Source organism: Cohnella caldifontis, from assembly GCF_029360585.1.
Lineage (GTDB): Bacteria > Bacillota > Bacilli > Paenibacillales > Paenibacillaceae > Cohnella > Cohnella caldifontis.
Map to the genome: position 1 here is coordinate 85,454 of NZ_JAQZSJ010000014.1, position 23,033 is coordinate 108,486.

The 23,033-nt window shown below is 58.2% G+C and carries 26 protein-coding genes and 1 tRNA gene; 5 read left to right on the forward strand and 22 right to left on the reverse strand.

The window, feature by feature from the left end; genetic code table 11:
• Position 1: 1 nt before the first annotated feature.
• The 3 genes from rplI to PTZ19_RS18160 form a co-directional block, all read right to left on the reverse strand.
• Positions 2 to 445: a 50S ribosomal protein L9 gene (rplI, locus tag PTZ19_RS18150; RefSeq protein ID WP_276356500.1), complete on the reverse strand. Its 444-nt coding sequence runs from the start codon at positions 443 to 445 to the stop codon at positions 2 to 4.
• Positions 442 to 2,406: a DHH family phosphoesterase gene (locus PTZ19_RS18155; RefSeq protein WP_276356501.1), complete on the reverse strand. Its 1,965-nt coding sequence runs from the start codon at positions 2,404 to 2,406 to the stop codon at positions 442 to 444. Before PTZ19_RS18155 ends, rplI begins: the two co-directional genes overlap by 4 nt.
• Before the next feature lie 69 nt (positions 2,407 to 2,475).
• Positions 2,476 to 3,384, reverse strand: coding sequence for a DUF2232 domain-containing protein (locus PTZ19_RS18160; protein ID WP_276356502.1), 909 nt, complete (start codon positions 3,382 to 3,384; stop codon positions 2,476 to 2,478).
• Between the two features lie 297 nt (positions 3,385 to 3,681).
• Between PTZ19_RS18160 and PTZ19_RS18165 the strand changes: the two genes are divergently transcribed.
• The gene (locus PTZ19_RS18165; RefSeq protein WP_276356503.1) at positions 3,682 to 4,320 is read left to right on the forward strand and encodes an NADPH-dependent F420 reductase; all 639 of its coding nucleotides are present in this window, start codon (positions 3,682 to 3,684) and stop codon (positions 4,318 to 4,320) included.
• A 10-nt stretch (positions 4,321 to 4,330) separates the two neighbouring features.
• Here the strand turns inward: PTZ19_RS18165 and PTZ19_RS18170 are convergent, their stop codons facing one another.
• The 11 genes from PTZ19_RS18170 to PTZ19_RS18220 form a co-directional block, all read right to left on the reverse strand.
• Positions 4,331 to 5,257 carry a LysR family transcriptional regulator gene (locus PTZ19_RS18170; RefSeq protein WP_276356504.1) on the reverse strand — a complete coding sequence of 309 codons (927 nt, stop codon included), beginning with the start codon at positions 5,255 to 5,257 and terminating at the stop codon, positions 4,331 to 4,333.
• Between the two features lie 14 nt (positions 5,258 to 5,271).
• On the reverse strand, positions 5,272 to 7,281 hold the full coding sequence (locus PTZ19_RS18175; RefSeq protein WP_276356505.1) for an amidohydrolase family protein: 2,010 nt from the start codon (positions 7,279 to 7,281) through the stop codon (positions 5,272 to 5,274).
• A gap of 48 nt (positions 7,282 to 7,329) precedes the next feature.
• Positions 7,330 to 7,770 (reverse strand): CBS domain-containing protein, encoded by a 441-nt coding sequence (locus PTZ19_RS18180; protein WP_276356506.1) that lies wholly within the window; start codon positions 7,768 to 7,770, stop codon positions 7,330 to 7,332.
• An 87-nt stretch (positions 7,771 to 7,857) separates the two neighbouring features.
• The gene (locus PTZ19_RS18185; protein WP_276356507.1) at positions 7,858 to 8,883 is read right to left on the reverse strand and encodes an LCP family protein; all 1,026 of its coding nucleotides are present in this window, start codon (positions 8,881 to 8,883) and stop codon (positions 7,858 to 7,860) included.
• A 166-nt stretch (positions 8,884 to 9,049) separates the two neighbouring features.
• Complete coding sequence (gene rpsR / locus PTZ19_RS18190) at positions 9,050 to 9,373, reverse strand: 30S ribosomal protein S18 (protein WP_276356508.1); 324 nt, start codon at positions 9,371 to 9,373, stop codon at positions 9,050 to 9,052.
• Positions 9,374 to 9,393: 20 nt separating this feature from the next.
• Complete coding sequence (ssb, locus tag PTZ19_RS18195; RefSeq protein WP_276356509.1) at positions 9,394 to 9,882, reverse strand: single-stranded DNA-binding protein; 489 nt, start codon at positions 9,880 to 9,882, stop codon at positions 9,394 to 9,396.
• A gap of 69 nt (positions 9,883 to 9,951) precedes the next feature.
• A complete protein-coding gene (rpsF, locus tag PTZ19_RS18200) occupies positions 9,952 to 10,242 on the reverse strand; it encodes a 30S ribosomal protein S6 (RefSeq protein ID WP_276356510.1) in 291 nt (96 codons plus the stop codon).
• 150 nt (positions 10,243 to 10,392) lie between these two features.
• Complete coding sequence (locus PTZ19_RS18205) at positions 10,393 to 11,328, reverse strand: aldo/keto reductase (RefSeq protein WP_276356511.1); 936 nt, start codon at positions 11,326 to 11,328, stop codon at positions 10,393 to 10,395.
• A 25-nt stretch (positions 11,329 to 11,353) separates the two neighbouring features.
• On the reverse strand, positions 11,354 to 12,298 hold the full coding sequence (locus PTZ19_RS18210) for an ABC transporter permease (RefSeq protein WP_422615014.1): 945 nt from the start codon (positions 12,296 to 12,298) through the stop codon (positions 11,354 to 11,356).
• A 70-nt stretch (positions 12,299 to 12,368) separates the two neighbouring features.
• On the reverse strand, positions 12,369 to 13,892 hold the full coding sequence (locus PTZ19_RS18215) for a sugar ABC transporter ATP-binding protein (protein WP_276356512.1): 1,524 nt from the start codon (positions 13,890 to 13,892) through the stop codon (positions 12,369 to 12,371).
• A complete protein-coding gene (locus PTZ19_RS18220) occupies positions 13,856 to 15,025 on the reverse strand; it encodes a sugar ABC transporter substrate-binding protein (RefSeq protein WP_276356513.1) in 1,170 nt (389 codons plus the stop codon). Before PTZ19_RS18220 ends, PTZ19_RS18215 begins: the two co-directional genes overlap by 37 nt.
• A 286-nt stretch (positions 15,026 to 15,311) precedes the next feature.
• Here PTZ19_RS18220 and PTZ19_RS18225 point away from each other — a divergent pair, with 286 nt between their 5' ends.
• The 3 genes from PTZ19_RS18225 to PTZ19_RS18235 all read left to right on the forward strand — a co-directional run bounded on the left by PTZ19_RS18225 (position 15,312) and on the right by PTZ19_RS18235 (position 17,217).
• Entirely contained in the window at positions 15,312 to 15,701 is a 390-nt protein-coding gene (locus PTZ19_RS18225) for a VOC family protein (RefSeq protein WP_276356514.1), read from the forward strand.
• 113 nt (positions 15,702 to 15,814) lie between these two features.
• Entirely contained in the window at positions 15,815 to 15,997 is a 183-nt protein-coding gene (locus PTZ19_RS18230) for a YjzC family protein (protein ID WP_276356515.1), read from the forward strand.
• 776 nt (positions 15,998 to 16,773) lie between these two features.
• A complete protein-coding gene (locus PTZ19_RS18235; RefSeq protein ID WP_276356516.1) occupies positions 16,774 to 17,217 on the forward strand; it encodes an SRPBCC family protein in 444 nt (147 codons plus the stop codon).
• A gap of 74 nt (positions 17,218 to 17,291) precedes the next feature.
• Here PTZ19_RS18235 and PTZ19_RS18240 read toward each other — a convergent pair.
• The 4 genes from PTZ19_RS18240 to PTZ19_RS18255 all read right to left on the reverse strand — a co-directional run bounded on the left by PTZ19_RS18240 (position 17,292) and on the right by PTZ19_RS18255 (position 18,869).
• Positions 17,292 to 17,382: transfer RNA gene (locus PTZ19_RS18240), tRNA-Ser, on the reverse strand.
• Positions 17,383 to 17,447: 65 nt separating this feature from the next.
• Positions 17,448 to 17,678, reverse strand: coding sequence for a DUF951 domain-containing protein (locus PTZ19_RS18245; protein ID WP_276356517.1), 231 nt, complete (start codon positions 17,676 to 17,678; stop codon positions 17,448 to 17,450).
• A 3-nt stretch (positions 17,679 to 17,681) separates the two neighbouring features.
• The gene (locus PTZ19_RS18250) at positions 17,682 to 18,590 is read right to left on the reverse strand and encodes a mechanosensitive ion channel family protein (RefSeq protein ID WP_276356518.1); all 909 of its coding nucleotides are present in this window, start codon (positions 18,588 to 18,590) and stop codon (positions 17,682 to 17,684) included.
• Positions 18,591 to 18,620: 30 nt separating this feature from the next.
• Entirely contained in the window at positions 18,621 to 18,869 is a 249-nt protein-coding gene (locus PTZ19_RS18255) for a putative Se/S carrier protein (protein WP_276356519.1), read from the reverse strand.
• A gap of 106 nt (positions 18,870 to 18,975) precedes the next feature.
• On the opposite strand from PTZ19_RS18255, the gene yyaC reads away from it, so the two are divergent.
• Positions 18,976 to 19,593: a spore protease YyaC gene (gene yyaC / locus PTZ19_RS18260; RefSeq protein ID WP_276356520.1), complete on the forward strand. Its 618-nt coding sequence runs from the start codon at positions 18,976 to 18,978 to the stop codon at positions 19,591 to 19,593.
• On the opposite strand, the gene PTZ19_RS18265 is transcribed toward yyaC, so the two are convergent.
• From PTZ19_RS18265 to PTZ19_RS18280, 4 genes are all read right to left on the reverse strand, one after another.
• Positions 19,568 to 20,059, reverse strand: a complete 492-nt coding sequence (locus PTZ19_RS18265; protein ID WP_276356521.1) for a DUF4446 family protein — start codon at positions 20,057 to 20,059, stop codon at positions 19,568 to 19,570. The genes yyaC and PTZ19_RS18265 overlap by 26 nt on opposite strands.
• 55 nt (positions 20,060 to 20,114) lie before the next feature.
• Positions 20,115 to 21,287: an aminotransferase class V-fold PLP-dependent enzyme gene (locus PTZ19_RS18270; RefSeq protein ID WP_276356522.1), complete on the reverse strand. Its 1,173-nt coding sequence runs from the start codon at positions 21,285 to 21,287 to the stop codon at positions 20,115 to 20,117.
• A 104-nt stretch (positions 21,288 to 21,391) separates the two neighbouring features.
• Entirely contained in the window at positions 21,392 to 22,240 is an 849-nt protein-coding gene (locus tag PTZ19_RS18275) for a ParB/RepB/Spo0J family partition protein (RefSeq protein WP_276356523.1), read from the reverse strand.
• Positions 22,221 to 22,994: a ParA family protein gene (locus PTZ19_RS18280; RefSeq protein ID WP_276356524.1), complete on the reverse strand. Its 774-nt coding sequence runs from the start codon at positions 22,992 to 22,994 to the stop codon at positions 22,221 to 22,223. Before PTZ19_RS18280 ends, PTZ19_RS18275 begins: the two co-directional genes overlap by 20 nt.
• Between the last annotated feature and the right edge of the window lie 39 nt (positions 22,995 to 23,033).

The window sequence follows — 23,033 nt, forward strand, 5'->3', positions numbered from 1 at the left end:
ATCATTCCTCCACGACTTGCACGCTGAGCGTTCCTTTGACTTCCGGATACAGTTTGAGCGGCACCTTCGTCACGCCGAGCGTGCGGATCGGTTCGTCCAGCTCGATTTTGCGCTTGTCGACGACGATTTTCTGCTTCTCCAGCGCTTCGGCGATCTGTTTGCTCGTGATCGCGCCGAACAACCGGCCGCCTTCGCCGGCTTTGGCTTTGATGATGACCGTCATCTCGGACAGCTTGGCGGCCAGCGCGATCGCATCCTGCTTCTCGCGCTCTTTCTTCTTGTCCGCGGCGGCGTGGATCTGCTCCATCGTCTTCGCCGCGCCCGGCGTAGCCAGCTGCACCAGCCCTTTGGGAATCAGGAAATTGCGCGCGTAGCCTTCCGATACTTCCTTGATCTCGCCTTTCTTCCCCTGGCCCTTCACGTCTTGCAGGAAAATGACCTTCATTCCGGAATCCCCTCTTCCCCTTCGATTTCCTTTAAAATCTTCTTCAGCTTTTTGGCGACTTCCGTTACGGTGCCTTGCATTTGCGCGGCCGCGTTCGTCAGGTGCCCGCCGCCGCCCAATCTTTCCATGATGACTTGCACGTTGATCTGCCCGGTCGAACGGGCGCTGATGCCGACGAGACCGTCCGGCCGCAAGCCGACCACGAACGAGGCTTTGATCCCCGTCATGTTGAGCAGCGTATCCGCGGCTTGAGCGATGAGCAGCTGCGGGATCTGCTTGCCGGAATCGGCGACGGCGATCGCCACGCCTTCGCGGTATATCTCGGCATGGCGGATGATTTCCGCCTTGCGGATGTACTCCTCGAGATCCTCCTTGAGCATCCGCTGGATGAGCGCCGGGTCGGCGCCGTTGCGGCGGAGGAAGGAGGCTGCTTCGAACGTTCTCGAGCCCGTGCGCAACGAGAAGTTTTTCGTGTCCACGGTAATGCCGGCCAGGAGCGCCGTCGCCTCCCGGACGTCCAGCGCGATCCGCTCCTGGATATATTGCAGCAGCTCCGTCACCAGTTCGCAAGTAGAAGAAGCGTACGGCTCCATGTAAATGAGGACGGCGTCGTCGATGAATTCCTCGCTTCGGCGATGATGGTCGATGATGACGATCCGGTCCGTCTGCTGAAGCAGGCGCGGCTCCGCCACCATCGTGGCGCGGTGCGTATCGACCACGACCGCCAGCGTCCGCTTGCCGACGAGTCCGAGCGCGTGATCCGGCGAAACGAACCGTTTGGCCAGCTTCTCGTCCTCTTTGAACATCTCCAGCATCCTCTGGATGGAAGGGTTGGACCCTTCCAGCACGATGTACGCGTCCTTGCCCTGCAGCTGCGTCGCCTTCAGCACCCCGACGGCCGCGCCCAACGCGTCCATGTCGGGCGTCTTATGCCCCATGATCACGATGTTGTCGCTTTCCTTGATCAAATCCCTGAGCGCGTGGGCGATGACGCGGGCCCGCACGCGGGTCCGCTTCTCCACCGCGCTGCTCTTGCCGCCGTAGAAGCTCTGCCGCTGGCCGACCTTGACGACGGCTTGGTCTCCGCCGCGGCCGAGGGCGATATCGAGACTGCTCTGGACGAGATGGCCGAGCTCGATCACGTTGTCGGTGCCCGAAGCGAATCCGATGCTTAGCGTCATCGGGAGCTTCTGGTCCATCGTGATTTCCCGAACTTCGTCCAGCAGCTCAAATCGGGATTGTTCCAGCTGCTTCAGGGCGCCGTGGTTCGCGATGACCAGGTAACGGTCCGAAGACAGCCGCCGCAAGAGCAGACCGTATTTAAGCGCCCATTCGTTGATTTCCCCCGTCACCTTGGAAAGCATCAGCGCGCGCTGCTGTTCGTCCATGCCCTGGGCGACTTCTTCCAGATTGTCCATCATGACGATGCCGAGCGCCAGCTTCTCTTCCTCGTAGCGCTTCTTCAGCGTCCACATTTCCGTCCGGTCGTGCACGTACAGCAATCGTTCCTTGGGACGGAAGACGAGCTCGTATACCCGTCCGCCGATCGAGGTTTCAATGGGCGTTTCCTTGTCCTTCGGCGGCTGCTGCAATACGGGGAACAGTTGGCTCAGCGGCTCGCCGACCACCGACGGCCGCCCCAATGCAGAGGAGACGTACGCGTTATTCCATTCGATTTCCTTGTCTTCGTTAAACAGAATGACGCCGAACGGCAATTGGCCGATGACGTCGTTGCCCGCTCCCTTGATCCGATACGTCAGGGTCAGCACGTAATCGTTCAGATCCCTGCGAAACGCCCGCTCCGCCATGACGCCGTACACGCCGACCGCTCCGCCGAGCAAGAGACCGAGCAGGCCGAGCACCCACTGGTACCAAGTCAACGCGATCGTCAGCAGGAAAATCAACACCAGCGCCCAAACGATATGCATGCCGTGCCATCGATTTACGAGAAACTTGGGCATGTCCCTCTTCGCTCCCGTCTCCCGGATCCGGTCCCCCGCTTCTTGCCGCGGGGATTCCGGCCGATCCTCTTATTTCGCAAAGTAACGACGCAGCGGAAAAGCCGCGTCCAGCAAGCCGATGAGATAGAGCGGCGACGAAAACAGAATCAGCGGAATCGAGACGAGAACGGGAACGGCTTTCGGCCACCGCTTCGCGTCCGCCAGGAAGAAGAAAAACCCGATGGCTTGAACCACGAACGCGAACCGCAGAATCGGAATCAAATTCGAGCTGACCACCGTCCAGAATCCGTTGCCGTCCTGGGGCACGATATAACTCAGCAGCAGCGCGGCGAGATAATACCAGACAAGGCTTCTCGGCAGCCGCCAGGTTTTCGCCTGCGGCAATCCGGGCAGCGGCGCGCCGCTCCGGGCCATCGCGGCCCGCGACAAGGCGTGCGTAACGACGGCCAGCAGGAAGGAAGACAAGAGCAGCAGCATCGGCAGCATCGTCACGATGGCATTGCCCAGCGAATCCGCCGTGTCCGCGGCCCAACCTTCCGGCAACGTTCCCGGAGTCTCCAGTTGGGAGAGCGATGCTCGAATCACGGAAGCCAGTTCGGCCGATAAGTCGATGCGGAACTGCAGCGAAAACAAGATCAATTCGAGCAGCAACTGCGCGAGGATGACGAGGAAGCCGGCCAGCAGGACGGATCTCGCCCGGCTGCGCTTCCGGTACATGACGCCCATCACGATCGACGGTACGAGAAAGAAAATCATCAGGGTCAGGGACAGAGGCCCGTAAGCCCCGCCCAGCAAGAAAGCCGCCGCCCCGATGACGGCCGCATGGACCGCGAACGCCGCAGGCTTCAGCGTCAGGAAAAGGACGACGAGCGGCGTCATGATCAAAAACAAGGTAAAGGCGCTGAGCGGCGTGGATACCGACAGGAGCAGCACCAGCGCCGCCGCGCTCCAGGCCAGCGGCTTTAAGCCGATATTCAATGGGGTCACCTCTAGCCGATAAGTAAGCTTGTCCTGGGCCTAAGAACCGGCTTCCGGTCCGGCCGGATCGTAAAGCTGCAAATTTCATTATAACACAAATCCGAGCCGCTCCCGCAAAAATCGCATCCGCATGAACGCCCGGTTTCTCCCCCCTAACGAACCGTTTCTTCCCGAACCCCGATTCGCGGAGCTATACTGAGTCCACGTCTTCGGGACGTAAGAGATTGGCGGAACCAAACTCCCTGCAATCAAAGAGGATTGGACTTCGTCAAACTTCCTATTAGAGGAGGAATCGGCATGAAAATCGGACTGTTGGGAACGGGCCGAATGGGCAAAGGACTGGCGGGACTTCTGAACGCCGGCGCGGAGGAGGCGGTCTGGGGATCCCGCACGCCGGACAAAGCGCGCGAAATCGCCCGCTCTCAAGGCTGGGAACGGATCCGGGCCGTCACATACGAAGAAGCGCTGCAGGCGGATCTCATCATCCATACGCTCTGGTTTCGCGACGTCGTTCCGTGGGCCTTAGCGAATTCGGATTTTCTCAAGGGCAAAATCCTGGTCGACGTCTGCAACCCGTTCACCGAGGATTTCCGCGACTTCACCCTCCCCTGGGGCCAATCCGCCGCGGAAGCGCTGCAGGAAGCGCTGCCGGAAACGCGGATCGCGGGGGCCTTCAAAAACACGTTTTTCCGGGTGTTGGAGCAGCCGGTCCACGAAGGCTTGCTCAGCGACGTCTACGTTACCGCCAATGACGAATCCGTGCGAAAAACGGTGCTCCAGGCGCTTCGGCGGCTGCCCTTTCGCCTGCTCGATGCCGGCGAGCTGTCGAATAACCGGACAATCGAACGAATGACGCTCTTTTCCCGGGAAATGGCGATCCGATACGGCCATTATCCGTACGTTTCCTATCGTATGTTCGGCTTGCCGAATGCATGACCTGCGTCGCCTAGGTCGCTTGGAACGCGGCCGTAAAATGACGCAAGAAGCGTTTCCCCTCTTGGGCGGAACGCGCGGCCAGCATGACGATCCGCTGCTCCGGGAAATCCGCCAGCGGAATCGCCTGAAGGCGGGGATCGGCCAGCTGCCCGGCGGAACGAAGAGGCAGCACGGCCATCCCGGCGCCCGCGGCGACATAGTCTGGGATCGATTCCCCGAAGCCGATCTCCTTGCTGACGGCGATTTCGAGCCCGTCCCGGGCCAGCGTTCTCTCCACCGCTTTGCGGATCGTGCAGCCTTCGGGATAGACGACCAGCGGCTGCTTCATCCAATCCCGCGGCGCCGGACCTTTCCCCCGCGCGCCTTCTTGCCCGGCAGGCGCCAGCAGATGGTACGTTTCCCGAACCAGCTCCCGGGACCATAACGAGGGAGAGACGGCGGAACGTTCCACCAGGGCGGCATCGATTTTTTTCCCGAGCAGCAATTCGGCGACCTCCGCCGAAGTGTGCCGCACTTCCACGTCCACCCGGTAACCGGCATCCTGTAAACGCAGGTAAAGCTTCGGAACATAACGTTGGGATAGGCTCGGGATCGTCCCGATCGTCAGCGCGTTCCGGTTCCCCTGAAGCGATTCGAGCGCTTGGCGCATCTCTTCGTGGGCGTTTACGATCGGCTCCAACCTGCCGGCCAGCAAGCTGCCTTCGGGAGTCAGCTCGACTCCCGCGGTCGTCCGGTTGAACAACGTTGCGCCGTAATACGCCTCCAGCGCCCGGATCTGTTTGCCGAGCGCAGGCGGCGTCAGCCCCAGCTTCGCGCTGGCTTTGGCCATGCTCCCCGAACGCGCCGTCTCCAGGAATCCCCGCCAATAATCCAAATTCACGTCCATCCCCCGTTTTGCCGCGATGTAAAAAAACCGCATGACGGTCATCGCCGCCATACGGCCTTCCCCCTTTACTTCGGATCCAGCGTGTACCCGCCGGCGGTCTTCGTCAGCTTCCATCCCAGCTGCGCCAGGGTATCGAGCGAAACATAGGCGCGGTCCCCGACCGACAGCAGTTCGGACTGTCCGCCGTCCCATTTCAGCAAATAACCCCGCTCCAGCATCAACTCTCCGACCTTCGGCGCGGGAACGTTCGCCTTCTCCGCGGTTGCGCCGGTCTGAAGCGCATACGCATGCGCGACCTTGTCCCACTGATAGGAATAGCCGTGCGCTTTCAGCGCTTCCAGATCCACGTACAGCGCGTCGCGATAGGCCAGAAGCGGCATAGACGTCCCTTCCCAGGTCAAGTTGGACTGGCTTTTCGCCACGCGGAGGAATTCGCTCTTGATCGGCTGTCCGACCCGCACGTTCTTGTGCAGTCCTTGCCCGTCCAGCGCCGTCTGACCGCCGACGAGCACGTACTTGATCCCCGCGGACAGCAGGTTCGGCTTCTCCACGGTCGACATGTCCTTGATCGTGTCGTAGTCGAACACGACGATGTCGGCGTCCATGCCTTTGGCGATCCGCCCTTTCTTCTTCAGCGCCGGCGTTTGCTTCTCCAGCCGCTGGGCGGGCATGAGCGACATTTTGTCGATCGCGTCCATCAGCGAAATCACTTGCTGGTCGCGAACGTACATGCCGATCGTCCGGGCGAACGTGCCGGAAGCCCGCGGGTGGTTGTTGAATCCGGGCTCCAGGATGGCGTCGCTGCCGATCATGACGTACGGGGCTTTCAGCGAATCGACGACGTCTTGCTTCGGAATGGCGTAAGCGACCGCCAGTTTGCCTTGCTTCTGGTATTGCTTGAATGTCTCGGCCGTCAGGCGCTCGTTCGTTCCCGCGATTTGCAGATCTTTATAGGTAATCCGAAAACGCTGCTGCCAACCGGTATCGAAACGGGCCGAATTGAGATACGTTCCCCAATAGTCGTACGGATAGATGCAAGAGGTGACATCCAACCCTTCGGCGCGCGCGTCGTCGATCATGCCGAGCGATTGCACCATGGAGAACGTTCCGCCCGTGCTGTTGATATGGTCGATATGTACGGCCGCGCCGGAAGCACGGGCGTAGCCGACGATTTCATTGATCGTGTCGAAGTTGGTGCCCGGCTCTTCCATATCCGAATACCTGCCGTGGAAATAGACCGGCACGTTGTATTTCTGGGCCAGCTCCATGAGCGGCAAAATTTCCTTGTCGCCTATACCCGGCACGTACTCCAAGCTGAACGAGATGCCAAGCGCCCCATTATTCAGCGCCTTCTCGGCCTGGGTCACGAGCTTGGCCGTCTGATCCGGCGAGGCGGTGGCATAGCGGCTGAGCTTGAACTGATTGCGGGCCTGCGTGTAGAAGAACGAGGCGCCGAAGTTTACCGGCGGCCGGTTCTTCACGTAATAAGGGTACCACTTCTCCGGCGTGGAAGTGCCGCCGTGCATCGCGATGTTGGTCGTGACGCCGTCCGCGATCTTGTTCCACACCCCGAGCGGATTCGGGTCGTACGACAGATTGTCGATGAAGCCCGGAGAGACGACCAATCCCGTCGCGTCGATGACCTTCTTGCCCTTCACCGGCTTGTCCGTGACGAGGGCGATCGTGCCGCCCTGGATGGCCACGTTCAGGCCCGTGCGGTCCAGCTTCGTCTCCGGATTGATGACGCGGCCGCCCTGGATCACCACGTCGTACGTGGCGGCAAGTTCCGCCGCGGTCGGCTGGTCGATCCCGGTTGCCTGGTCCGCGTCCGGGGAAGGGGAAGGCGGCAAGGATGCCCCTTCTCCTTCCATGGTTGGAGAAGGCTTGTCCGATTGGCCCGGAGCGGACGAACCGGCCGCCGTGCCCGTCGAGGAAGCGGACGGCGGACTCGCTTCCTTGCCGTCGCCGAACAACGTTGTCCCCGCCCATACGCCGACGGCAGCCAGCATCAGCACGAACAGAATGATAAACGGGTAAAGCTTCGTTTTTCTCGCGCGGTTTCGGTAGGTCGTCATCCGTTCCTCCAGTTGTGAACGATCTCGGGTTTCCGCGCCGGGCGCGGTTTAAGCTTCGCGGATCCGTCTGGCCGCTTCTTTGCCGAGCGGCACCAGCAGCTTCTCGCAATATTCGATGATGTCGCTCCGGCGGACGATGCCGATAAAATGGTTCATGTCGTCCACGACGGGAACGAAGTTCTGGGTTTTGGCCAAAGCGATCAAATCGACCATGTCCGCGTCGATGCGGACGGCTCGGTTATTCATCCTGAGCGGCACTTCGGACAAGGAGACGCGATGCAGTTGGTCGAACGACAGGTCCTGACGGTTTTTCAGGAACCACAGCAAGTCGCCTTCGGTCACGGTGGCGAGGTATTCCCCGGATTCGCTGAGCACGGGGACGGCGGTGTACCGATGGTGCTCCATCCGCTCCAGGGTCTGCCGAAAGGTCGCGTTGTCCGTCACGCAGACGACTTCCTGCTTCGGCAGAAGAAAAAATGCGATATTCATGATTTCCTCTCCTTACGTTACGGGCAGCGCCGTGTTTTCCATGTCGGCAGCTTTCACCATTATAGCATGACGCCTCCCGCCTCACCATCAATCGGCCGTCGGCGTCTTTTCGTCTAACCCCGGAACCGTAAGCCGATCGGACGCGGCATCCGGATCGAGCCAGACGGCGATCGTCTGCCGCACGGCATTCAAATCCTCTTCATCCGCCACATAGTACCAGAGATTGTCCGGCCCCATCCGTTTGCCTTCGCCATGCAGCGTGTAACTCTGGATGCTGTGATCCGTCTGCAGGAACTTTTTCGCCAAGTCCGACAAGGCCGATGGCGGGATATCGGTGCGGAAATTTTCCCCGACCACCGTCAGCAGTTCCGGGATCTTGCTCCATTGCTGCAGCGACGAAGCTTTATGGATAAGCGACTCCAGAAATTGACGGTTCCGCTCCGTCCTCGCCATGTCGCCCCCCGCGTCCTCCCGGTACCGGACGAAGTTCAGCGCGTCCTGTCCGGAGTAGACGCTCTGGTTCGCTTTGATCGTGAATTTCTCATGGTCGGCTTCCTTGTTGACGATGTCCTTCGTAATCGGCAGCGGGATGCCGCCAAGCAAATCGACCGCCTTCACGAATCCCTGAAAATTGATGGACGCATAGTGGTCGATCCTCGCATCGAGCAGCTTCTGGACCGATTCCACCGCCATCTGGGGACCGCCGTAAACGTAAGCGTGGGTGATTTTATCCTGGGCGCCCCGGCCGACGAGTTCGGCATACGTATCCCGGGGGATCGACACCATGAGCACATGACCGTCCACAGGCCTGATCACCGTATAAATGAGCGTATCGGAGCGTCCTCTCTCGCTGCCTCTCGCGTCCACGCCCATCAGCAGCACGCTGAACGGATCTTCCCGCTCCGCGGCAGTCGGTTGGCTGGTCTCCGGCGGACGATTGGGCAGCGGCTCGTAGGATTTCTCCAGCTTCTTCTCGACTTGCTTCGATAGAAACGTATCGTATCCCCAAGCCGCCAGCACGCCGCGGTTTGCGTATCCGATTAGTGCGGCGGCGATCAGTAGCGCCGCGGCAGCACCAATGATGGACAACGTCCGTTTGCGCGGTCGGTTCATGGCAGGCTTCACTCGCTTTCGTATATACTTCCGTCCTGACCGTTCGGGGACGGACGTGAAATATACGATGCGGAAACCCGGATAGTTGCTTCTCGCGAACGAATGCAAAAAAGCCTCTAATTGATTCGCTCAATTAGAGGCTTTTCTCTGGATCGGTCTGTTCCGATTACTCGGTCGTGTACGGCAGCAGCGCCATTTGGCGCGAGCGCTTGATGGCGACCGTCAGCATGCGCTGATACTTCGCTTTCGTGCCCGTCACGCGGCGAGGCAGGATTTTGCCGCGCTCGCTGATGAACTTGCGAAGCAGTTCGGTGTCTTTGTAATCGATATGCTGGATTTTATTCACGGTGAAATAGCACACTTTGCGGCGCTTGTTGCGTCCGCGGCGGAATTTGCGGGGCTCGCGTTGCTGCCCGTCTCCACCGCCCTCGCGAGGTCCGCGAGGTCCGCGTTCTTCACGCGCGGCCGGTGCTGCTTGTTGTTCGCTCATGGATTTTCAATCCTTTCCGTTCAGAATGGCAAATCATCGTCCGATATGTCAATCGGCTTGCCGTCATCGGCAAAGGGGTCCGGATTGCCGCTTCCGCTGCTTCTCGGGCCGGCATTGCGACTTCCGCTTCCGCCATACCCGCCTCCGCCTGCTCCGTATTCCCCGCCGCCGCTTCCGCCTTCGCGGTTCGGCGATTCCAGGAAACGCACGTTATCGGCGATGACCTCCGTCACATAGACGCGCCGGCCTTCGTTGTTCTCGTAGTTGCGCACTTGAATGCGCCCTTCTACGGCAGCCAGACGGCCTTTACGAAGGTAGTTGGCGCACGTCTCGGCCAGCTGGCGCCACGTCACGACCGGAATGAAATCGGCTTCCCGCTCTCCGCCTTGTTCGCGCGAGAACGGCCGGTCCACCGCGAGCGTGAATTGGGCAACAGCAACGCCTGCAGGCGTGTATCGCAGTTCGGGATCTCGGGTTAAGCGCCCGATGAGTATGACCCGGTTCAACATGGAAACGTCCCCTCCCCGTTCATGACGACGGTTAAACGGCGGCTGTCCGCCTGGGTCTGTGCGGCTGGTTTACGCGCTGACGACGTCTTTGGTTACCATGTGCCGGATAACCTCGTCCGAGATCTTCAGCACGCGCTCAAGCTCTTCCACGACGTTCGCGGGAGCTTTGAATTGAACCAACACATACGTTCCTTCGCGGTGCTTGTTGATTTCGTAAGCGAGACGTTTCTTGCCCCATACGTCTTGCTTCACGATCTCTCCGCCGTTCGCGATGATGCCTTGGAATTTCTCCGTAACGGCTTGAACGGTCTCGGCTTCCACGTCGGGACGGATGATGTACAGCAATTCATAATTGCGCATCTTCCGTTCACCTCCTTCTGGTCTATGGCCCCCCGCTTGACATACCGCAGGACGGCGTCCGGCGGCCGAGGAGCAAGGATTTGCATGCAGATCGCATACCTAAATACTTTAGCATGTTTGGGGGATTAGGTCAATGGAATGGACCTTCCCTTACCCAAACCACGTATTCAACAGGTTGACATCTTCGTCATCCAGTCGCCAGCCGACGCCCCCGAGATTTTCCCGCACCTGGGCGCTGGTCTTGGCCCCTGCGATGATGGTCGTGATCCCCGGCTTGGCAGCCAGCCAGTTCAGAGCCGTCTGCGCCGGGGTCTTGCCGTACTTGTTCGCGACTTCTTTCAGTTTCTCGACTTTCAACAATGCCTGGGCGTATGAGTCAGGAGCAAACAACGGATTCAGCTGCTTACGTACGTCGTCCGCCGGAATCGCCGAATCTCTCGTGAATTTGCCGGTCAAGAGCCCTTGCGCGAGCGGGCTGTAAGGAATAAATCCGATACCGTTCGCGTGCGTGTAGGGCAATTCCGCGTCTTCCACCTTGCGCTGCAGCAGATTATAAGGGGATTGCAGCGATACGACCGGAGCGGTAGCCTGGGCTTGGGCCAGCTGGCTTACGGAGAAGTTGGATACGCCGATATATCGGATTTTGCCCGCCTTGACGAGATCGTTCAAAGCCCCGATCGTCTCGGCGATTGGCGTGCGATCCTCTGGATCCGGCCAATGCACTTGGTACAAATCGATATATTCCGTATCGAGCCGCCGCAGGCTTTCTTCGATTTCCCGGAAAATATTGGCTCTCGCTACGTTATTCCGGATTCCCGTTTCATCCCAGACCAAGCCGAATTTCGTAGCGAGGAACACCTGGTCGCGCACGGGCTTCAGCACGCGGCCGAGCACCCGTTCGGATTCTCCGAAGCCATAAACCGGCGCCGTATCGAAGAAGTTTACGCCATTATCGTAGGCTTCCCAAATAGCCCGCTCCAGCTCCCGCTCGTCGGGATCGCCCCAGCCGGCCTTGCCGGCCGCCCATGCACCGAAGCCGATGACTGACGCATGCAGCTGGCTGCCGCCTAATTTTCTCGTTTCCATCGGTTTTCCTCCATTCCGTTGATCTTCATGATTTCATTCGAGCGGAATCTTTGCGCAGAAACGAAAACGTCAGCGCCAAAATCAGAATGCCGCCCTTTACGATGTCCTGCGCAAAATACGGCACGTTCATCATCGTCAATCCGTTCAGCAACACGCCGATCAGAATCGACCCCAACAGCGTGCCGAGCACGCTCGGCCTCTTCTCCCCGAAAAGCGCATAGCCGATATAAGCTGCAGCTACGGAATCCATCAGCAGCGGCGCGCCGGCCGACACTTGTCCCGTGCCGATTCGGCTGGCCAGCACGATGCCGCCTACAGAGGCAAGCAGCCCGCTCACGACATAGGCGAAGACTCGGTAGCGCTCGACGGGAATGCCAAACAGGTTCGCCGCCTCCGGGTTGCCCCCGACCATATACATCCGTCGGCCGTACGTCGTATATTCCAGAAAGAGATGCGAAAGCGCCACGAACAACACCATCAGCAACACCGGCATCGGGATGCCGAACCATTCTCCTTGCCCAATCCATTTAAAGGAAGGGATGAACTTGCCAGTCTGATGGCCGACGGTTGCCGGCATCCCTTCATAGATGGAATAGCCCTTGGAGTATGTCTGTTGAATGCCGTTGACCACATACATGACCGCCAGCGTGGCCAGCAAATCCGGCAGCCGCAGCTTCACTGCAAGAAACGCGTTCAGCAAGCCGACCGCCGCTCCGCACGACAATGGCACTAACACGGCAACGAACAGTTCCTGACGATGGATGACGAGCGCGGACGCTGCGGCGATCACCGCCAGACTCGTCGTGGAACCGACCGATACGTCGAATCCATCCACCACCAGGCTGAACGTGACGCCAAGCGCCAGGAAAGTGACGATGGAAATCGACTTCAGAATGTCGCTTAAGTTCGCATACGTGAAGAAGTGGTCGTTCGCGATCGAGAAGAAAGCGATCACCACGAGTATCGTGATAACCGCGCCGTAACGATATAACGCTTGTCCTGCTCCCCGTACTCGGAAGCCCTGTTTGTTCTGCTGCAGTTCAATCGTTTCCAACGAGACGTGCCTCCTCTTCCGCCGCTTCGAACAGCCGGGCGGGCGTCGCCTCGGCTGCTGTGAATTCCGCCGTGAAACGATTGCGCGACAGCACTAGAATTCGGTCCGCGATCCGCAGCGCGTCATCCGGCTCGGCCGTCATATAAAGCACGGAGACGCCGCTTGCAGCCCATTCTTCGATTTTCCGGAAAATGGTCTCCTTCGCCGCGGCATCGATCCCTTTCATCGGTTCGTCGAAGATCGCCACTTTCGGCGTTCCCGTAGCCCATTTGGCAATGGCGACTTTCTGCTGATTACCGCCGCTGAGCGCACCGACCTTATAGCCCGGCGATGCGGGCCTGATGTCGAACGCCTTGATGATCCGTTCGCTGTACGCCGTTTCCCTGCGTTTTAAAATGAACCCCCGAAACCCGAGTGACAGGTGGTCGCGTATATCTTCCCGCTTCCAAATCCCTTGCTTCCCTCGCTCTTCCGGTACGAGAACGATCCCCCGCCGTGCCGCTTGCCGCGTACTGGCAATCGTGTACTCGACGCCGTCGATACGGGCGCGGTAGGATGGCTTCGCCGCCCCGAACAGCGAGCGGGCGAGCCACGTTTTACCGCTGCCGAGGTGACCGAATACAACCACGATTTCGCTTTTGCGGACGCTCAGCGAAAGCTCCGGGAACTGGCGGCTTCTCCGAAGTCCATGTACGGAGAAATTAACGGGGTTGTCGCCTGCTGACGATCCCGCCCTCCGGCCAATGCCTCTCTCTTCGCCCGACATCGCCGCAACGAGTTGGGGGATGTCCGTCTCCTTGGCGATGCTATGCAGCACCGTTCGCCCGTCGCGCAGCACGCTCACGAGATCGGCCATTCGCTGCACTTCGTGCAGACGGTGGGAGATCAGCACAATGCCGATTCCCTGCGCCTTCAACCGCTCGACCATTGCCGCGAACTTTTCCGCTTCTTTACGGTCGAACGAGGCAGTCGGCTCATCCAGAAGCAAATATTTCGCGTGACCTGCCGCCGCGCGGATGATAGACAGCATCTGCTTCTCGTACAACGACAGCGTGCCGGCCGGCCGGTTCTCCTCTACTTCCAGACCGTACTCCCGAAGCAATTCCCGCGCCCGCTCGCGGTTTCCCCGTTTTTCGAACCAAATGCGCCCTTCCCGCCGAAGCAACGCGGCGGTCAAGTTCTCGTGCACCGGAAGCTGGGGGACGAGCCCTTTATCGACCTCCTGCGCCATAAACACGATTCCCCTGGCAGCTGCCTCGCCGGGGGAACGGAATATGCATGGCTGGCCGTCGATCAGGACGGTCCCGCGCAGGGGAACGTACACGCCCGCCGCCAGATGAAGCAAGGTGCTCTTCCCTGCTCCATTCATGCCGAGCAATGCGTGCACTTCCCCCCTGCGAACCGTGAAGTCTACTCCGTGCAACACGGGATGGTTGCCGAAGCCGTGATGAATGCCTGCCAGAGCCAGCGTCATCAGCCCTTCGACCCTTTCGCCAGCGCGTCCATCCATAGCGATTTCGCTGCATCCGAACTGCCCCACCCCGGAACGTATTTGCCGAGATCGGAGAACGAGATCGGCTCTTTAGGCAAGTACGATTTCAGAATTAGACGCGGCTCGATCGATACGCCGGACGGTACCGTTTCGCCCGCGACCTTCTGATAGGCCAACCGTGCCTGCACTTGCCCGATATCGGTCGGGTTCGTCGCCGAAGCGGCTACCCACGGGCTGTCCTCCGCTTGGAACAACGGAAGATCTTCTTCCGTCAAGTCAATGCCGTAAATCGGAATATCTTTGCGGCCTGCCTGTTTAAGCGCTTGATAAGCCCCTCGGGTAAACTCATTCCAGGTCGTATAGATCGCGTCCAAGTCTCCCTTTTCCGGGAACTTTTTCAGCCAAGCTTCTACCTGTGCCTGCGTATCAAGCGCGGTATTGGAAGTTACCGTCCCCGCCCTTGCGACTTCCTGGATATTCGGATAACGCTTTTGGAACGCCTCGATGATCACCTGGCGCCGCTCCATCGGCAAATATCCGGCGACCCACAGCACTCCGATCTTGCCTTCGCCGTTCAAATCGGTCGCCAGCTGTTTAAGCGACTGCCAGCCGAGCAAATAATCGTCCTGGTCGATCGAAGTGACGCCCGGCAAACTGAGGTCGCTGTCGTAGGACACGACCGGAATACCGGCGTCGAGCGCCTTCTTGACGGCGGGGTCGAGCGCTTGCGCCGTTCCGTTGTTGACGAGGACGGCATCTACCTTCTCGTTGACGGCTGCTTCGATGTTGGATGCCATTTTGGACAGGTCATTGTTCGAATCGTAAATCTTCACTTCGCCGCCGAATGCTTCAACCTGGTCCTTGACCCCCTGACTGTATTGGGCAAAAAAAGAGCCTGTCGTGATCCGGGTAACGAGCGCGACACGCAGCGGCCTCTTCAGCTTCTCAGGTATGGCAGCCTGCTCCGCACTCGTCTCCGCGGATGGCGCGGATGCGGAAGGAGACGCTGCCACGCTGGACGCCGGCGCAGCGCTCTCAGACGCCGACGGAGAAGCCGACGGACTTGGGGACGAGGAGGTCCCTTGCTCGTTCGTGCACGCCGACAAAATGAACAGTAAAACCGCGATTGAAAAACTGAACAGCTTTTTCATTTTCTCTCCAACTCCCTGTTCGTGAAAATGGCGGGCCGTCTGACCAAATAAAAAGCTCCACAGTCGCAAGCCTGTTGGGCTTGACGAACGTGGAGCCGCTGGTTGACCAGTAAGCCGACGTTTATCCGACTACATAACTCGGAATAAAACTAATGCTATCTTACTCACCGTGTCAAAGCTTGTCAACCTATTAATCCGATAATTCTCACTTGACTACTCAGAATTAAATCATTACGATGGGAGGCGAAGAGGTCTTATCATCCATATTTTGGGGAGGAAACTCAGAATGGCAGGCCACCGCATCGATCACGTCGGCGTCGTCGTGAAGGATTTGGAGACGACCATCCGGTTTTACACGGACATTGTCGGGTTTACGGTAAAAAGTCAGTTCACGCATACCAACGGCGTACTGCAGCTCGCTTTTCTAGGCTTTGGAAACGGCGATGAATCGGAGATTGAACTGATTCAGGGCTACAACGACAACTTGCCTACGGAAGGCAAAGTGCATCATTTCGCCGTGACGGTGGACGACGTCGAAGCGGAGTACGAGCGCGTCAAACGGCTAAACGCAACGTTCGTTCCCGGATTCGATACCATTACCACATTGCCGAACGGTCACCGCTATTTCTTTATTTACGGCCCGGAAAACGAGTGGATCGAGTTTTTCCAGCGTTGACGGCGCTTCCACCCCTTCCCTTCCCACTTCGTGCATAATGCGCGTATCCTGTCGCTACACTACACGGGAGATCGGCTGTCCGCCGGAAAATGCGGCAGCTTGGAGGTGAACCCATGGGGGAACAAACTGAATTCAAACCGGGCGACCAAGCGCCCAATGACGGCATCTACATCGAAGTGGGAGAAAATGATTTCCACATGCACATCAACAATCCGAAACGCGTCAAAATGAAAGCAGGCGGCCGTTTTCCTGAGACGACCAACCACAATCGGATTTGGAAAAGGTTCCGCGGGTGAAAGGCTTCGGACGTTTGCATAATCAATGTTCTTCCGGGCAAATTAATATCGGCGACGGCATGAGAGGTGTGATTCCCTTGAACGAGTTGTCCGAGGAGAAGCATCCGAAAGAGACGTTCCAATCGGAGTAGGTCACTGGGAGGCGTTGTGCCAAAGACACTTGTCTGTAACACACGGTTTACTGGAACTCCGGCACCGAAGCGCTGAATTGCTTCAGCAACGATGGATTTAGTTCTCGAGAAACCGTCGCCCGAAGAGCCCCTTTATGGGGCTCTTTGTTATGTCATTCAAACCTATCGCCTACCCCTAACTTTTTCTGCCCACCTCCTAAAGCTTTCGCCCACCTCCTAAGTCCCCCTCCCCCGGGAGGGGGATTCCGAGGCGCTCCGCCCTCTGGACACCCGGATTGAAAAGCGCTCGTGCTCAGCGTGACGTTTGAGGAGAGACGGAGGGATTGTCGTTGGTGCTGCTTCCTTTTTGGTCAGCATTCGTGCTTCTCGCAAGCTCGAAACTCTCTGCTGTCTCTATGAGACCGTTAGCCAGCCATTAACCCTTCTCGTTTGCTCAAAGCGTTTCTGCTGGCCCGTTTTCTACTCGCGCTTCGCGTTGCTCGCCTGCTTGCCATCGATCCGGTTTCTTGCTCGCTCGAAACCTTCCGAGATCCTTAACCTGCGGTCAACATCTCCGATTGCGAAACTCGAACATTTGTTCTATGATTAGATCACGTCACTTTGAAAATCCATTTTGAACCACGCTGCATAAAGCGATAAGAATCTATGGAGGGAAATCGGATGGCTGTGAATACTTCGCGTATTCGGATTGAGGCGCCTGCGTGGAAGGTTTGGGAGGCTCTAACGCTTCCCGAGTTGGTGAAGGAATGGCAGTATGGAAGCCAACTCCTGACGGACTGGCAAGTCGGCGGGGAGATCCGTTTCCGCATCGAGTGGGAAGGCAATGTCTTTGAGCAATGGGGGAAGGTGTTGGAAGTGTCTCCGCATGATACGATCCGGTACACCCTCTTCGCGCCGCGACCCGGCTTGGAGGATAGACCCGAAAATGATTTCGTGATGAGTTACCTGCTGAAAGAAGAAAGCAACGGAACGCTGCTGACGATCGAGCAGGAAGATAACCGTGCCGGAGCCGTCTCGCAGGAATCGGATGAGGACGATGGACAAACGGTTTTATCGATGCTGAAAAACCTGGTGGAAACATCCGCTTGACCGCCAATCGTAAAGTTCCGATAGCAAATCAAAAAGCGGTCCGAATCGGACCGCTTTGTTCGCTGTCTATTGGGTGGCGGAGAGGGTGGGATTCGAACCCACGCACGCCTCGCGACGCCTAGTTGATTTCGAGTCAACCCCCTTGGGCCTCTTGGGTACCTCTCCACAGCAAAAAGAATCATAACATATTTCCCGGGGACGCGCAACTGGAGATTGTCTCCAGCCGCGCGTCAGTCCGGGTTTTCCTCCGCGGTCATTCCATCCTGGTTTTGTGACGGACGCAGCACTTTCTTCAAGCTTTTCTCGAACTTAACCCGCGGCAGCAGAATGCTGTGCTTGCAATGGACGCACTTGATGCGGATATCCATGCCCATACGGATGATTTCCATCTCGTTGGCGCCGCATGGATGCGGCTTCTTCATTTGCACGATATCTCCGAGTCCGAACTGTTTCCGTTCCAACGCTCATCCCCCCGCCAACTGTTCATCCTTCCGATAAAACCTCGGGTTCCTCTCCGCTTCGAAAGCCTTTTTCAAAGCCGCGTTCAAATGCCGGGTCACCGAAGCCTGCGTATTCGCCCGGCATTCCGCGATGATCCGGAACTTCACGTCGCCGGGGCCGATCTCCTGGACGCCTAGCAAGTCCGGCTGTCCGATCAGATTGGCGTCTTCGAATTTGCTCAGCACGCCGCGGATCATTTCCGTAATCTCTTCTACGCGATCCGTCGCCGCGACGGGAATGTCGATCACCGCAAGGGAATTGTTGAGCGAGAAATTCGTGACGTCGTTGATGGTCCCGTTCGGCAGGATGAACACCTCGCCCGTCCAACTGCGAATCCGCGTCGCGCGCAAGCCGATCATTTCCACGGTGCCCTTGTAATTTCCCGTCTTGATGACGTCCCCGACGGAGAAATGATCCTCCAGGATAATGAAGAATCCCGTGATAATATCTTTGACCAAGCTTTGCGCGCCGAAGCCGATGGCCAATCCTAGCACGCCGGCGCCGGCGATCAGCGGCGCGAGATTGATATTGAACTCGCCTAGGATGAGCAGGATGACGATGAAGTTGGTGACGTATCCCGCCGCGTTTTTCAGCAGCCTGCCGAGCGTCTGCACGCGGCGGGACCGCAGTTTGAGCCGGTTATGCTCGCGTTCGGCGGTTACCCGGTCAATAATCCGATTGACGATATATAGCACGATCCGGCTGATGAGGAGAATGAGCACGATCCGTCCCAGCACGAGGGCGGCCGTTTCCCACATCTCCACGTTCTGCAGGGTGTTCCGGAGCGTACTCACGAACTGCTCCCATAGGTTCCCTTCGGATGTTGCGGTCTGGCCGACCGTTTCGGCAGCCCATCCAAATCCGTAGCGCATCGTCTGGATCCTCCTTGGTCTCCCGAGTGCTCAGACTTCCATTTCCTCATAACCGGCATCCGTTCGGCGGAACAATCCCCGGATCTCCACCTTCTCGTTTCGAATGACGCTTCTCGCGTTCTCCAAATCTTCGGCGGCGAATTCGATGGACAGCGCGCATCCGGCCGTGATCTCTTTCGGCGTGGGCCGGATGTCGATCTCGATGTCCGCGTATTCCAGCAACATTTCCGCGCGAAGCGCCTGTTGGGTGGAGTCGAACGCGATCAATAGAGGCTCCATAGGCCCCGTCACCTCCCGCTTGAAAATCGGCGGCCTTGCGTCGAGTATAAATGCGCCATCCCGTCCATATACTAGTAACAGTGTTGGGAGGAGGCGGAACGGACGAATGAACGGTTTTTGGGACAAACGGCAAAGCCCCGCGGCGGAAGCGCCTGCGCTCTCTTTGAAAATTCCTTTTAATGAACCCGCCGTATTGCAGCGACTATCTCAGAAGTTGGAATCCTTCTTGGAACCTCTTCCCCAAGACCGGCGAATCGTCGTGGTGTGCGTCGGCACGGACCGTTCCACGGGGGATTCTCTCGGTCCCCTGGTCGGCACTTCCCTGTCCCGCGAGGCAGGGCTGCACTTTGATCTGTACGGCACGTTGGACGACCCTGTCCATGCCATGAATCTGAACGAGACGCTGCTGAAAATCAACCGTTCCAGCCGTTCTCCGTTCGTCATCGCGGTTGACGCTTGTCTCGGACAAGTCTCCAGCGTCGGATGCATCCAACTCGGCACCGGTCCCGTCCGCCCGGGCGCCGGCGTCAACAAGGAGCTCCCGCCCGTCGGGGACATTCATATGACCGGCATCGTGAACGTCGGCGGCTTCATGGAATATTTCGTGCTTCAAAACACGCGCCTCAATCTCGTGATGAAAATGTCCGACATCATCGCCCAAAGCTTGAGACGAGCCATACTCAAAGTCCGGGGCGGCGTTATCCCTTTTGCAATGCCAGACTGATGGCCGTTTTCTCTTCCGGCGACAGCAAATAGGCGGATTGCCCTTTGTCGATCGGCTTGGCGTAAAGGAACGTCTGCTCCCGGCCGTGGATCCCCGTGATCACGACGCCATCCTGCTCTTCGTTGATAAAAGCGACGGAAAAACTGAGATCGCTGCCGGAGTCCGAAAACGCGTTAAACCGGTGAACGCCTACTTTGCCCTTCATGGCGGTAAGGCGTTTGTCTTGTTGTTTCTGGATGCCGTCCAATTCCCGTTGTTCTTGCTCCAGCCTGCCCAGATGCTCATGCACGGCTTGAAGAACGTCCTCCAGCTTCGGTACGCCGGTCTCCCCTACCAGCTTGGCATGCGCCTTTCTCAGCTTGCCCAGTCTGGCCGTCACCCAGGCCACCCAGATCAGCAGGATCAGCACCAGAAGCCCCAAGATCGCGACGGCCCCCGCCGCGATCTGATCGTTCCATCCGTTCATGTTTCTTGTTCTCCCCCGTGTGGTTTGCGACTTATTCGTATTGGCATAATAGCGTTTAAGGATGAAATGCCCGCCTGATTTCCCTGACCGCGTCGATGAAGGATACGATTTCCGATTCCGCGTTGAAATATCCGGGACTGGCCCTTACCGCGCCCGTCTCCGTCGTCCCCGCCGTCTCATGGCCAAGCGGCGTGCAGTGGAATCCGGAACGCACGGCGATTTGGAATTGCTGGTCCAAAATAAACGCCGTCTCCGACGGATCGACGCCTTCGACGGTGAAGGATACGACCGCCGTCCGTTCCTCTCCCGGTGCCGGTCCCAGTACCGAAACGCCCGGAATTTCCGATAGTCCCGACACGAGAAGGTCGGTCAACTTTCGTTCCTTGCGCGCGATGGCCTCCACCGTTTCTTTCCGCACGAAATCGACGCCCGCGGTCAATCCGGCAATTCCCGGCGTATTCGGCGTTCCCGCCTCGTAGCGGTCGGGTCTGGCGGTCGGTTGATCCGGCGATTCGGACCGGCTTCCCGTTCCGCCGTACATGAGCGGCTCTAGATCGATCCCGGGATGGATATACAGGCCGCCCGTTCCTTGCGGACCCATCAAACCTTTATGGCCCGGAAACGCGAGCAGGTCGATGCCCATGGCTTCAACATCGATCGGCAGCGCTCCGGCCGTCTGGGCGGCATCCACCAGGAACTTCACGCCGCGGCGGCGCGCCAGAGCGCCCAGGTCCGAAATCGGCGCAATGGAGCCCAGCAAGTTCGAACCGTGCGAAACGGCAAGCAGCTTCGTCTTCGGCGTAATGGCCGCTTCCACGCGATCCGGGTCGAGCTTCCCCGCGGCATCCGTCGCGACATAGGTCACCTCGATGCCTCTCGTCCTCTTCAACGCCTCAAGCGGCCTGCGGATCGAGTTGTGCTCCAGCGTCGTGCTGACCACGTGATCTCCCGGTTGCAACAAGCCCTGGATCGCCATATTGAGCGCATGCGTGGCATTCATCGTGAAGGCGATATCGTTCGGATTGGCGATATGGAAGAGCTTGGCCAACGATTTGCGCCCCTCGAAGAGCACCCGGCTGGCCCGAATCGCCATGGCGTGGCTCCCCCTGCCGGGATTGGCGGAAGCCTCTTTCAAGCAAGCCTCCATCGCGGCCCACACTTCCGGCGGCTTCGGCCAGGAAGTCGCCGCATTATCCAGGTAAATCAAGGTTGGGTTCGGTTCTTTCATTTCCTTCGTCACCGTCCAGACGCAAGGATAGCATACCTTAGTTTAATCCTTCACCGGAAAGATTACAACTTGGGTATGCTATCCCTCAGCGAGCTATGCACCGCTTACGCCAAAGCTTTGAGCAACTCCAGCAGCCTCTCCAAATCTCCTCTATTGAAATAGGAAAGTTCGATGCGGCCTTTGTCTTTGTTCGGTTTGATTTTTACCGTTGTCTGGAACTTCTCGCGCAGCGAACGCTCGATTTCCTCGAGGAATGGATCGCGTTTTTTGGTTTTGCCTTTCGCTTTCGGTTTTCCCTTCGGCTCCAGATTCTGTATCGCCTGCTCCAGCTCCCGGACGCTCCACTCGTTCGCCAGCGTCTGCTTCGCCAGCTCCTTCCGCTTCGCGTCCTCTTTGATGCCGGCCAGCGCCCGGGCATGTCCCATCGACAATGTTCCACGTGAAACATGATCTTTGATTTCGTCCGGAAGCGCCAGCAGCCGAAGGAAATTCGCGATGTGCGAACGCGACTTGCCGACCTTCAAGGACAGCTCTTCCTGCGTCAACGTGAATTGGGTCATGATCGCTTGATAAGCGATTGCTACCTCGATGGCGTTCAAGTCTTCCCGCTGTACGTTCTCGATCAGCGCGATCTCCATCACTTGCTGATCGGTATAGGCCCGAACGACCGCCGGGATCGTCGCGTTGCCGAGCAGCTGCGATGCGCGGAACCTGCGCTCGCCCGCGATGATCTCATATCCTTTCAGCGCTTGCCGGACGACGATCGGCTGAATGACCCCATGCTCGCGGATCGATTCCGCCAACTCTTTGATCGCTTCTTCATCGAACGTTTTGCGCGGTTGATAGGGATTCGCGCGCAGCTGCGACAAAGGGATTTCGACGATTTTATCGTCTTCCTTGATCGACAGCGAAGTAATCAGGGCGTCCAGCCCTTTACCTAGCCGCTTGCTCATACGTGATCACTTCCTTCGCCAGTTCGAGATAGACTTCGGCGCCTTTGGACTTCGGATCGTACGTGACAATGGACTGGCCGTGCGAAGGAGCTTCGCTTAGGCGGACGTTCCGCGGGATGATCGTTTGGTATACCTTCTGCTGAAAATATTTCTTCACTTCTTCGATGACCTGGATGCCGAGATTGGTTCGGGCGTCGAACATCGTGAGCAGCACGCCCTCGATCTGCAGCGACGTATTCAAATGCTTCTGCACCAGGCGGATCGAATTGAGCAGTTGGCTCAATCCTTCAAGCGCGTAATATTCGCATTGAATCGGGATCAGCACCGAATTGGCCGCCGTGAGCGAGTTGATCGTCAAAATGCCGAGCGACGGAGGGCAGTCGATCAGCACGTAGTCATAGTCGTTTTTGACCAACGCCAGCGCTTTTTTGAGCCGAACCTCGCGCGACATCGTCGGCACGAGTTCGATTTCCGCGCCCGCCAATTGAATGGTGGCCGGAATGATGTGCAAATCGGCGATCTTGGTTTCCGCAATCGCTTGCTTCGGATGGACCTCGTTGATGAGCACGTCATAGATGCAATAATTGACGTCCGCTTTGTTAATGCCGATGCCGCTCGTCGTGTTCCCTTGCGGGTCGATGTCGACGATCAGCACCCGCCGGCCCAGGGTGGCCAGACACGCGCCCAGATTCACGGCCGTCGTCGTCTTGCCCACGCCGCCCTTCTGATTGGCTATCGCAATGATTTTGGACAACCTGTTCACCTCAATGTATTACGATTGCCTGGCGGCAAC

Bases quoted from the DNA above. Each gene is read 5' to 3' on its own strand.
- rplI (WP_276356500.1), bottom strand. From the start codon at position 445: ATGAAGGTCATTTTCCTGCAAGACGTGAAGGGCCAGGGGAAGAAAGGC.
- PTZ19_RS18155 (WP_276356501.1), bottom strand. From the start codon at position 2,406: ATGCCCAAGTTTCTCGTAAATCGATGGCACGGCATGCATATCGTTTGG.
- PTZ19_RS18165 (WP_276356503.1), top strand. From the start codon at position 3,682: ATGAAAATCGGACTGTTGGGAACGGGCCGAATGGGCAAAGGACTGGCG.
- PTZ19_RS18170 (WP_276356504.1), bottom strand. From the start codon at position 5,257: ATGGCGGCGATGACCGTCATGCGGTTTTTTTACATCGCGGCAAAACGG.
- PTZ19_RS18175 (WP_276356505.1), bottom strand. From the start codon at position 7,281: ATGACGACCTACCGAAACCGCGCGAGAAAAACGAAGCTTTACCCGTTT.
- PTZ19_RS18180 (WP_276356506.1), bottom strand. From the start codon at position 7,770: ATGAATATCGCATTTTTTCTTCTGCCGAAGCAGGAAGTCGTCTGCGTG.
- PTZ19_RS18185 (WP_276356507.1), bottom strand. From the start codon at position 8,883: ATGAACCGACCGCGCAAACGGACGTTGTCCATCATTGGTGCTGCCGCG.
- rpsR (WP_276356508.1), bottom strand. From the start codon at position 9,373: ATGAGCGAACAACAAGCAGCACCGGCCGCGCGTGAAGAACGCGGACCT.
- ssb (WP_276356509.1), bottom strand. From the start codon at position 9,882: ATGTTGAACCGGGTCATACTCATCGGGCGCTTAACCCGAGATCCCGAA.
- rpsF (WP_276356510.1), bottom strand. From the start codon at position 10,242: ATGCGCAATTATGAATTGCTGTACATCATCCGTCCCGACGTGGAAGCC.
- PTZ19_RS18205 (WP_276356511.1), bottom strand. From the start codon at position 11,328: ATGGAAACGAGAAAATTAGGCGGCAGCCAGCTGCATGCGTCAGTCATC.
- PTZ19_RS18215 (WP_276356512.1), bottom strand. From the start codon at position 13,892: ATGGATGGACGCGCTGGCGAAAGGGTCGAAGGGCTGATGACGCTGGCT.
- PTZ19_RS18220 (WP_276356513.1), bottom strand. From the start codon at position 15,025: ATGAAAAAGCTGTTCAGTTTTTCAATCGCGGTTTTACTGTTCATTTTG.
- PTZ19_RS18225 (WP_276356514.1), top strand. From the start codon at position 15,312: ATGGCAGGCCACCGCATCGATCACGTCGGCGTCGTCGTGAAGGATTTG.
- PTZ19_RS18230 (WP_276356515.1), top strand. From the start codon at position 15,815: ATGGGGGAACAAACTGAATTCAAACCGGGCGACCAAGCGCCCAATGAC.
- PTZ19_RS18235 (WP_276356516.1), top strand. From the start codon at position 16,774: ATGGAGGGAAATCGGATGGCTGTGAATACTTCGCGTATTCGGATTGAG.
- PTZ19_RS18250 (WP_276356518.1), bottom strand. From the start codon at position 18,590: ATGCGCTACGGATTTGGATGGGCTGCCGAAACGGTCGGCCAGACCGCA.
- PTZ19_RS18255 (WP_276356519.1), bottom strand. From the start codon at position 18,869: ATGGAGCCTCTATTGATCGCGTTCGACTCCACCCAACAGGCGCTTCGC.
- yyaC (WP_276356520.1), top strand. From the start codon at position 18,976: ATGAACGGTTTTTGGGACAAACGGCAAAGCCCCGCGGCGGAAGCGCCT.
- PTZ19_RS18265 (WP_276356521.1), bottom strand. From the start codon at position 20,059: ATGAACGGATGGAACGATCAGATCGCGGCGGGGGCCGTCGCGATCTTG.
- PTZ19_RS18270 (WP_276356522.1), bottom strand. From the start codon at position 21,287: ATGAAAGAACCGAACCCAACCTTGATTTACCTGGATAATGCGGCGACT.
- PTZ19_RS18275 (WP_276356523.1), bottom strand. From the start codon at position 22,240: ATGAGCAAGCGGCTAGGTAAAGGGCTGGACGCCCTGATTACTTCGCTG.